Here is a 9,318-nt window from a genome sequence, read left to right as displayed (position 1 = left end):
AATGACACTATCTGTTAAAATCAGGTTAGCGATCACTATACAGCCAACTCTACGGAATCGCTCTACTCCAGATACAGTCAACGGTACAGCCATTTTCAAGTCAAAAATGTACCCAGTAGTCTCTTTTCAATTTTTTCTTAGAAGCGACCTGCAGTAAGGGTTTTGTTAATTTTTTAGTATTTATGTATGGGGGAAGTCCAGTTAAAAAAGTAAATTCTAGTTGAAAATTTCATATCTCTTAAAGAAAAAAATAAAGCTATTCATCAAAAAAAACTAAAAATTTTGTTAGAATTTTATCTGAATTTATGAGTTGAAATCGATTTTTCATGAACAGAGTTCTTAAAACCTGTCTATCTCCAGCATTGGATGATAATTATCTGTTAAAAAAAAATGCTTCGACACAAGTTCTCTATTTATAAGTACCTAGGCAAAATTATTTACACATGACGATCATTGCCCCGTAAGGGTTTTAGCTCGATCGGGCAGGTAATTAATTTTGCATGACTACTTAGCATTTCCTGTTCGCAAGAGGTACATTAAGTACCTAGGCAAAATTAATTACACATATCCATCCCCGATCTTGCCTCTTGCCTCTTGCCTCTTGCCTCTTGCCTCTTGCCTCTTGCCTCTTGCCTCTTGCCTCTTGCCTCTTGCCTATCTTCACTTCACTAGGAAATTAATTTTGCACGACTACTTATCGATATTAAAAAGCTTAATCAGCAAAAGTTTAAATGTACCACATAGGGCAATACCTCTCGGTTAAGGATTTTTTAGGGCTTCTCGCCTACGGGATCATAAGGGTTTCAGTCTCATTGTGAACGCACGAATGACGTTATCCGAGAAGTATTGCCACACAGGGGTGAAAACCGCTATAAATAAGAGAATTTTATCTGATTTTTTTCAAAATGAGGATTGCTGTCATAGAATAAGTAGTCATGCAAAATTAATTACCTGCCCGATCGAGCTAAAACCCTTACGGGGCAATGATCGTCATGTGTAAATAATTTTGCCTAGGTACTTACCTCATTAGGTTATACTTCACCTTGACGAGAAGGGCTTGAAGTTTTATAAAAAACAAAAACCGCCCCTGATACTTGTACATATTTATCAAGCTTTTTATATAATTCTTAATATTCATCTCGTTTTTGCCCTCCTCGGTTTTCTCGATCGAATCGCTAAAATAATTAGAGGTTTTTGTTTTTGATGTCAGTCCATGAGTGAACCCGTTACCCTTGAGGATATTTACCAGCTATTCCGCGCTTCGGCCGAGGAATTTGATCGCCGTTTAAGGGAAAGCGATCTTCGTCGAGCGGAAATGGAACGTATCTTTGCCGAAGCGAAATTAGAAAACGAGCGCCGGGCTGCCGAACTTGAGCGCCAAGCTGCCGAAGCGAAATTAGAAAGCGATCGCCGGTCTGCTGAAGCCGAGCGCTCGATGGCAGAACTGAAACGCACCGTAGAACGAACCAGCAAAGCGGTAGATAGTCTCACCACTCGCTGGGGTCGATTTGTGGAGGAATTGGTAGAACCGGCGGTTTTACGGCTTTTTCAGGAAAAAGGCATTGATATTAAAGAAGTTTATCCCCGCGCTAGAGTCAAGCGTCAAGGTATCGCCATGGAAATTGATATCCTAGGGGTGGATGATACAGAACTCGTTTTAGTCGAATTACTACCTAGATTTTCTCAAGATGATGTGGATGAATTTATTGAAAAATTGACTCGTTTTAAAATCGCTTTTCCCCATTATCAAAACTATCGAGCTTACGGTGCAGTGGCAGGAATTGAAATCAACGAGGGAATTGATCGCTATGCTTATAGAAAAGGTTTATTTGTGATTAAACCCTCTGGGGATACGGTGGCAATTATTAATGATGCTGACTTTCAACCGAACACTTGGTAAAGAGATATAATTAGGCATTATTAGGTAGGTGTTAAATCCCCCCGTCTATCGACACCCCCTGTCAGTCCATGAGTGAACCCGTTACCCTTGAGGATATTTACCAGCTATTCCGCGCTTCCGCCGAGGAGTTTGATCGCCGTTTAAGGGAAAGCGATCTTCGTCGAGCGGAAATGGAGCGTATCTTTGCCGAAGCGAAATTAGAAAACGAGCGCCGTGCCGCCGAAGCGAAATTAGAAAGCGAGCGCCAAGCTGCCGAAGCGAAATTAGAAAACGAGCGCCGTGCCGCCGAAGCGAAATTAGAAAACGAGCGCCGGGCTGCCGAACTTGAGCGCCAAGCTGCCGAAGCAAAATTAGAAAGCGATCGCCGTGCCGCCGAAGCCGAGCGCTCGATGGCAGAACTGAAACGCACCGTAGAACGAACCAGCAAAGCGGTAGATAGTCTGACCACTCGCTGGGGTCGATTTGTGGAGGAATTGGTAGAACCGGCAGTTTTACGGCTTTTTCAGGAGAAAGGCATTGATATTAAGGAAGTTTATCCCCGCGCTAGAGTCAAGCGTCAAGGCATCGCCATGGAAATTGATATCCTAGGGGTGGATGATACCGATCTCGTGGTGGTGGAATGTAAATCGAGATTATCTCAAGATGATGTAGATGAATTTATCGAAAAATTGACTCGTTTTAAAATCGCTTTTCCCCATTACAAAAACTATCGAGCTTACGGTGCAGTGGCAGGAATTGAAATCAACGAGGGAATCGATCGCTATGCTTATAAAAAAGGTTTATTTGTGATTAAACCCTCTGGGGATACGGTGGCTATTATTAATGATGCTAACTTTCAACCGAACACTTGGTAAAGAGATATAATTAGGCAGGAGAGCAAAAAGATGGAGTTGTGATAGATTAAGTCTAGACAACCGCAATAAAATAAACAGGAGAATTTTTATGACTCGTTTAGTGGAATTTACCTCAGAAGAGGGGACTATTTACATTGAGGTGGATGAAAAGTTACCCTTACCCAAACCGAAACCAGAAGATGAACTTATTAGTCTAACAGATGAAATAGCTGTTAAAGCCGCTCAGTCTTTTGAAGACGCATTAAATGGCATAAAACCCGTGGCAAATGCCATAATTAATAAGGTTAAAAGTTTGAATGAACCGGCCGATCAGGTAGAGGTCAAGTTTGGGATAAAAATGACTGTTGGACTAGGGGCTATTATTGCATCTGGCAGCGCCGATGTTAACTATGAAATTACCCTAAAATGGGATAACAAGGAAAAAAATAAGCAATCATCTACTCAATGAGGACTTAGATAAAAATAATGGTTGCATCTCTAGAATTTTCTGTGGTTAGAATTTATAAGCAACGACAAAATAAAGATGATAAAATAGAAATTGTTGGGGCAGGATTTCTAATATCATCAGAATACTTGATTACCTGCGCTCATGTTGTTAATAAATCATTAAAACTAGAAGTGACATCTCCTGAGAAACCCACTGATATTATTGAGTGTGATTCTCCTATCATTGCATCGGGTACATCTTTAGAAGCAACCGTAGAAGTTTGGCATCCAGTTAAATTTAACAGCCATGATCCGCAAGATATTGCTATCTTAAGATTAAAATATTCAGTTCCTTCACAAGCTCAACCAGTTTCTTTAATTACCTCTGAAATAGGAGATTTATCTGATCATAATTATAAAGCTTATGGTTTTTCCAGAAACGAAGGTGTCTGGTCTGATGGTAAGATAATAGGTCATATTGCTAACAACAAAATTCAGATAGAAGATACTAAAAGCACAGGATATGCTGTAGAAGGTGGGTTTAGTGGGACAGCTATCTGGGATGAGCAATTGGGGGGAGTAGTGGGGATGGCAGTAATGGCTGATAAGGAAAAAATGTTTGCAAAATCTGCATTTTTTATTCCTACTAATGTTCTTTTAAAAGCTTGGAAGAAGTTGCTAGATATAGCACAAATAGCAGGAAAAATTCCTGAGATTATCTCCTCGATTAGATGTATATTTGAAAACAAGAGTTATCAAGATCAACTTAATACAGCTTATGAAAATTTAGTAATTGAAGTGAGGGATCATTTAGTGGATTTACCTAGAGTAATTCCTTCCTCTTGGTCTGATTTTATAGAAATAATCTATCAATTAGATGAAAGATATTTGACCTATGCTTCTCAATCAAAATTTTCTTGGTTAGAAATATTTATTGGCTATTTAATCATTCAGTTAAACTTAACAGATGCTCTGGCAAAGTTATTAAAAGAATGGCTAAAAAAATATCAAACCAAATGGGAAGTTTTAATCAATACTTTAGAAAATAATCTTAATCATCGCTCACAAAATATCGCTCAAAAATCAACAGACAAAAATCCCTGCTTATTTGTTACCCTTACAGAGGAAAACAAATCTTTAATGCTGAGAGCTTGGATTGTTAAAGATATCAACAATTATCATCCCACAGAAAAAGAACCTCAAAAACGTGGAGAATATCAATCTTTAACACCCAATGAAGGAATAAGTCTGGGTAATCATCTCCAAGAAAATGAATTGATTAATCACCTAAAAAAATTTAAACGAGAATCAGAAAATATCTGTCAATCTTCCCTAGAAAAAGTTCAATTTTTTCTTCCCTATAGATTTATTGAAAAAGAGATTAAACCGATTGATTTATTTTCAATTGATGAAGTGGCAACAGCTACAGGCTGCGATCCTCATCATTGGGGAGTCGATCATGAGATAATCATGAGATTTTCAGAACGAATAACAGCCGAAAATATCAACAATCAACAAACCTATTTATGGATCAAAAAATGCCAACTTTTTCGGAATATACAGCAGCAAAATCTCACCCAAATTTTAAAGTGTGAAGAAGAAATCAAAAAACTGATCGAATCAAACAATCAGCAAACAGTTATTTTTAAAAAACCTCTGGCAAATAATGACCATCCGAATAAAATACTCAAATATCATAAATTTAACAATGTTATCGGTTCAAGGTTAACTAATCTCAGTCAAGAAAACTCCTTAGAGTTAAAAAATATTCTAGCCATTTTATACGAAACTGGAATCCCTTTATCTCTGTGGATACGACCCGATGCTAACCAAGAACTTAACTGTCAGGAAAAATTAGACCCTATCTGTCAATGTCCACTAGAGAAATTACCAGAAATAATTAAAAATAGACGTTCTGCGGCTTGGTTAGAAGATAATCATATTGGGAATCATTTATCATTACTTTGGGATGACTACCAGCTTGTTCCCCCCAACTATCCACTTTTGATGCCATAAATTGAATCATGAAAGACTGGAAAATTTTTAAAGGAAATCAGGCTCCCACAGACGCTTGGACATTACCAGACCCTCCCAGCTGGCGACCTTTTGGCAAAGAAAAGCAACCGGGAGAAAGTCGTCGTAAGCATCGGGGAGAAACCTTTCTAGTGCGCGACGAAGAAATTAAAATGGTCAATGCAGCCTTGTATTTACGGCGACCTTTATTAGTAACTGGCAAACCAGGGACAGGAAAGTCATCTCTTGCCTATAAAGTCGCCCAGGAATTAAAATTAGGAGAAGTATTATACTGGCCGATTACCACCCATACTACCCTAAAAGACGGACTTTATAACTATGATGCGATCGGTCGATTACAGGAAGTTAAATTACTGGAACGAGAGCAAAAAGAATTAACCCCAGAAGAACGAAAAGACCAATTAAAACAGATTGAAAAATATATTACCCTTGGACCCTTGGGAACCGCACTATTAGAGTCGGAAAAGCCAAGAGTACTGTTAATTGATGAAATTGATAAGAGTGATATCGATTTACCCAATGATTTACTCACCTTATTTGAAGAAGGACGCTTTGAAATTCCCGAATTAGTTAGGCTAAAAGGAGAAGTGGATGAGGTTAATGTCCGCACTGCTTATACCGATACAACCGACATCACCCAGAAAGATATAAAAACAACTATAAAAGATGGTTTAGTTATCTGTAACGCTTTTCCTTTTGTGATTTTAACTAGCAATGGAGAACGAGACTTTCCCCCACCTTTTTTGCGTCGTTGTCTCCGTTTAACTATGAAAGAACCGGAAAAACCCGACTTAATTAAAATAATTGAGGCACATTTAGAAGAAACAATTGCTAATAATCCAGACATCGATAAACTTATTGATAACTTCATTCAAAAGCGCAATTCACAAACCCTAGCCACGGATCAATTACTTAATGCTATTTTTATGGTCAAAAAAGGAGCTATACCAACTGAAGATGACCTGATTAATCAACTTTTGAAAGATTTGGGGAGGGTAGAAGATGAGTGAATCCCCATCCAATTCATCAATTAAAAAACTATTAGATTATCTAGAGCAAACAGGATTACTTGAACAGTTACAACTCAGTGATGAAGATGTAGCTGATAGTATCTGGTTGGCCTTACAAATGGGTGTTGAAGACTTGCAATTACCGCCAATATTTCCAGAAAATAAACAGCCAATAGATTCATCAACTTCTAATCAAATAGAGGAAAATTTAGAGGAGATTCCAGAAGATAACCTATCAAAATCTCAGCCAAATGTCGATATTATTACCGAAGAATCTCTCCCCAAAGAAATAGAAAAAACTACCCCAATCCAAGACTTTCCTTTTCAAGTTCCTGCTGCCGCTGCACTACAGACAGCACTCTTTATTAGTCGCGCTTTGCGTCCTTTCATGGGAAAAGTTCCCTCAGCAACTAAAACGATTTTAGATGAAGAAGCAACCGCTTCTTTTATTGCAGAAAGGGATATTTGGCTACCCGTGACTAAACCCCAACCGGAACGCTGGTTAACCCTCGAATTAGTAGTAGAAGAATCTAGATCCTCTTTCATTTGGCGAGAATTAATTAATGAGTTACAAAATCTCTTAGAAAATCAAGGAGCATTTAAAACCGTCAGAGTTTGGCAACTATCAACCTCAAATAATCAAGAATTACAGTTAGTAAGACGCAGAAAAAAAGGTAAACCGGGACAACGTTATCACCCCCATAAAGAACTTATTCATCCCAGGGGACGGGGATTAGTTTTGCTAGTAAGTGATTGTGTCTCTCCTCTCTGGCAAAAAGCCTTAATTCATCCTTGGTTAAAAGATTGGTCAGAAAAACAACCCACCGCTATTCTGCAACTTTTCCCCGAAAGATTATGGAATAGTACCCAACTAGGACGGGGACGTAAACTCTTTACCACTGCTTTAACTGCTGGTGTTCCCAATCCGAAATTAATCTTAAAAAATTATCCCCAATGGCTACCGATTAACTGGCAAAATACCCTTCTTATTCCCGTAATCACGTTAGAAACAGAAGTCCTCAAACAATGGGCAAAAGTTGTCGCTGGGTCAGGTAATGCTCAGATTTCCGCTTTTTTATTTGATTTAGAATTTATTAAACAACAAATTATTGAAATTTCCCCTATATCCAGAGAGGAAAATAAGCAAGACAGTGAGGATAAAAACAGCATTAAAAATAAGGCCGAGGCAATAGTCGAGCGATTTTTTGCCACCGCTTCCGAACCAGCCAAAAAATTAGCAAAAATGATGGCAGCTGCCCCGGTAAGTATGCAGGTGGTCAATCTTATTCGTAAAACTCTTTTAAACGAAGTGCGTCCCGTTCATGTGGCAGAATTTTATATGGGAGGTTTATTAAAACCGATTGTAGAAAATGAAGAAGGACAGTATCGAGTCTATGACTTTTTACCCGGGGTACGTCAAGTCTTAAATGATGCTATCGGTAGGCGACAAACTATCAAGGTACTCGATGCTATTTCCCAATATATTGCTGGGGAAATTAAAAGTCCTATCCGCAGTTTTGTCGCTTTATTAACCCTACTACCCACCTTTCCCCCAGAACAAAGAGAAAAAATTCTTCCCTTTGCTCAAGTCAGCATCGAAGTCTTACGCAATCTGGGGGGAGAATACGCAGAATTTGCCGAAGAAATCGCCGTTAATATTTCTAATCCCCCTCCAATCCCTCAACCCTCGCCACCTCCCTTAAAAACCTCTATCTTTGATGTTGCCACCATCGAAATCCTAGAAACCCGTACCTTTGAATTTACCCTAGCAACCATAGAACGTCAGTATCAAAATCCTTTTAAACGAGAAAAATGGGTAATTAAAAAGGAAAAAAGGCGAGCAGAAGGCATTGTCGAAAAACTAGCGGAGGGAGTCGAATTGGAATTGATGGAAATCTCTGGCGGCACATTTATGATGGGAACCGAAGACGAGGAAATCGAAAGACTGGTGAAAAAATTTGGTTGGGATGGATTTAGACGAGAAAAACCCCCACACCGAGTAACCGTTTCCTCTTTCTACATGGGGCGTTATCCTATCACCCAAGCTCAGTGGCAAGCTATCGCCGCAACCGCTAAAATAGACATCGACCTGAGGACAAACCCCTCTCACTTCAGAGGGTATAAGCTACCCGTAGAACAAGTCAACTGGTATCAAGCAACGGAATTCTGTAAACGACTATCAAGGGAAACAAAACGGGAGTATCGGCTACCGAGTGAGGCAGAATGGGAATATGCCTGTAGAGGGGGGACAACAACCGCCTTTCACTTTGGGGAAACGATAACGGCAGATTTAGCTAACTATCGAGCTACTGAAACTTATGCCGATGAATCTACAGGAGAATATCGAAGTAAAACAACCCCAGTGGGCTATTTTCAGGTAGCTAACGCCTTCGGGTTGTACGATATGCACGGAAACGTTTGGGAATGGTGCGCCGATACCTGGCACAATAATTATTATGGTGCGCCGACGGATGGCAGTGCTTGGACAGAAAATTGGAATGATAATCGTTCTCCATTGCGGGGCGGTTCTTGGTGCAACAATCCGAATGTCTGCCGTTCCGCTTACCGCAGCAACCTCAACCGTCGCGACTTCAACTACTACGACCTCGGTTTTCGGGTGGTGTGGGGTGCTGGTGGGACTTTGTAACCCTTTTCCTCTTTTTTTCCCTTTTTACCCTCATTCCCTTTTCTGGAATTTTTTTGGGCATACTATAGAACAAGTGTATTAGTTTAGGGGTTATAAGTACCTAGGCAAAATTAATTACACATATCTAACCCCGCTCTTGCCTCTTGCCTCTTGCCTCTTGCCTATCTTCACTAGGAAATTAATTTTGCACGACTACTTACTAAATCTGGTTATTTGGGTTCTCCCCCCTGCTCCCCTTGATAAGGGGGGTGTCGATCCCCCCTGCCCCCCTTGATAAGGGGGGTGTCCATGAGCAGAAAACGGGTTTCTCGGAGAAACCCGTTTTCTGTGCTGAAAAAGTACGGGCGAAGCATTCGGATAGAAAATCTCCGGTTTCACCGATAGGTTATTGCCCGAATGCTTCGCCCCTACAGGACGCGGGCCGATGAAGACGCGAGGTTTTGAACG

General features: G+C 39.9%; 6 protein-coding genes. All 6 read left to right on the top strand.

Going from position 1 to position 9,318, the window contains the following annotated elements; genetic code table 11:
- The first annotated feature begins 1,213 nt into the window (after nucleotides 1-1,213).
- The 6 genes from EWV66_RS03745 to EWV66_RS03720 all read left to right on the top strand — a co-directional run bounded on the left by EWV66_RS03745 (nucleotide 1,214) and on the right by EWV66_RS03720 (nucleotide 8,871).
- Nucleotides 1,214-1,900: a hypothetical protein gene (locus tag EWV66_RS03745; RefSeq protein ID WP_052277846.1), complete on the top strand. Its 687-nt coding sequence runs from the start codon at nucleotides 1,214-1,216 to the stop codon at nucleotides 1,898-1,900.
- Nucleotides 1,901-1,968: 68 nt separating this feature from the next.
- Nucleotides 1,969-2,754 (top strand): DUF3782 domain-containing protein, encoded by a 786-nt coding sequence (locus EWV66_RS03740; RefSeq protein ID WP_287109179.1) that lies wholly within the window; start codon nucleotides 1,969-1,971, stop codon nucleotides 2,752-2,754.
- An 88-nt stretch (nucleotides 2,755-2,842) separates the two neighbouring features.
- Nucleotides 2,843-3,202, top strand: coding sequence for a CU044_2847 family protein (locus EWV66_RS03735; protein ID WP_024969526.1), 360 nt, complete (start codon nucleotides 2,843-2,845; stop codon nucleotides 3,200-3,202).
- 17 nt (nucleotides 3,203-3,219) lie between these two features.
- Nucleotides 3,220-5,196 (top strand): VMAP-C domain-containing protein, encoded by a 1,977-nt coding sequence (locus tag EWV66_RS03730; RefSeq protein ID WP_287109176.1) that lies wholly within the window; start codon nucleotides 3,220-3,222, stop codon nucleotides 5,194-5,196.
- An 8-nt stretch (nucleotides 5,197-5,204) separates the two neighbouring features.
- The gene (locus tag EWV66_RS03725) at nucleotides 5,205-6,224 is read left to right on the top strand and encodes an AAA family ATPase (RefSeq protein ID WP_287109175.1); all 1,020 of its coding nucleotides are present in this window, start codon (nucleotides 5,205-5,207) and stop codon (nucleotides 6,222-6,224) included.
- Nucleotides 6,217-8,871, top strand: coding sequence for a formylglycine-generating enzyme family protein (locus EWV66_RS03720; protein WP_287109174.1), 2,655 nt, complete (start codon nucleotides 6,217-6,219; stop codon nucleotides 8,869-8,871). Before EWV66_RS03725 ends, EWV66_RS03720 begins: the two co-directional genes overlap by 8 nt.
- Nucleotides 8,872-9,318 lie beyond the last annotated feature (447 nt).

Origin of the sequence: Microcystis sp. M_OC_Ca_00000000_C217Col, assembly GCF_007095585.1 — a bacterium.
Lineage (GTDB): Bacteria > Cyanobacteriota > Cyanobacteriia > Cyanobacteriales > Microcystaceae > Microcystis > Microcystis panniformis.
Note: the sequence above shows the minus strand (reverse complement) of the source record. Positions and strands in the feature narration are given on the sequence as shown.

What these genes read in the sequence shown, in the direction of transcription:
- EWV66_RS03745 (WP_052277846.1), top strand. Translation starts at nt 1,214, where the DNA reads ATGAGTGAACCCGTTACCCTTGAGGATATTTACCAGCTATTCCGCGCT.
- EWV66_RS03740 (WP_287109179.1), top strand. Translation starts at nt 1,969, where the DNA reads ATGAGTGAACCCGTTACCCTTGAGGATATTTACCAGCTATTCCGCGCT.
- EWV66_RS03735 (WP_024969526.1), top strand. Translation starts at nt 2,843, where the DNA reads ATGACTCGTTTAGTGGAATTTACCTCAGAAGAGGGGACTATTTACATT.
- EWV66_RS03730 (WP_287109176.1), top strand. Translation starts at nt 3,220, where the DNA reads ATGGTTGCATCTCTAGAATTTTCTGTGGTTAGAATTTATAAGCAACGA.
- EWV66_RS03725 (WP_287109175.1), top strand. Translation starts at nt 5,205, where the DNA reads ATGAAAGACTGGAAAATTTTTAAAGGAAATCAGGCTCCCACAGACGCT.
- EWV66_RS03720 (WP_287109174.1), top strand. Translation starts at nt 6,217, where the DNA reads ATGAGTGAATCCCCATCCAATTCATCAATTAAAAAACTATTAGATTAT.